The organism is Streptomyces sp. NPDC059534 (genome assembly GCF_042743475.1).
Classification (GTDB): Bacteria; Actinomycetota; Actinomycetes; order Streptomycetales; family Streptomycetaceae; genus Streptomyces.
Map to the genome: position 1 here is coordinate 1 of NZ_JBHWAQ010000032.1, position 393 is coordinate 393.

At 81.4% G+C, this 393-nt stretch carries 1 protein-coding gene; it reads right to left on the reverse strand.

Annotated elements, in window-relative coordinates; translation table 11 throughout:
• On the reverse strand, window positions 1–189 hold a 189-nt coding region (locus tag ACFVZH_RS30605; RefSeq protein WP_384902345.1), incomplete at its 3' end, for a hypothetical protein.
• Between the last annotated feature and the right edge of the window lie 204 nt (window positions 190–393).

The window sequence follows — 393 nt, forward strand, 5'->3', positions numbered from 1 at the left end:
GTCGGCCCCCCGCTCGCCGCCCCGCGCGCCCCGGTCGGCCCCTCGGCCGGCGCCGCGGTCGCCGCCCCGCCCGCCGTTCCTGTCCGCGGCCCGGTCCGCGACCCGTCCGTGCCCGCCCGCCCGGTCGTCGGCGGAGCGGCCCGCGTCCTGGGGTTCGCTCCGGGAGTCGCCGTCGTCCTGGTCGCTCACTCCGGCTCACCCGCCCGCGCGCTCCTGCGGATGCCGTTCAGATCGCCGTGGACCGTGTTGCCGTGGACGTCGAGCAGGTCTCCCCCGACGTGGTACGTCCGGTTCCCGCCTCCGGTCCGGGGCGGTGGGGGGGGCCCCCCCCGCCGGCCACCACCCCGCCCGCGTACCACCCCCCCGCCGCGCATAACCACCCGCGGCCCCCCC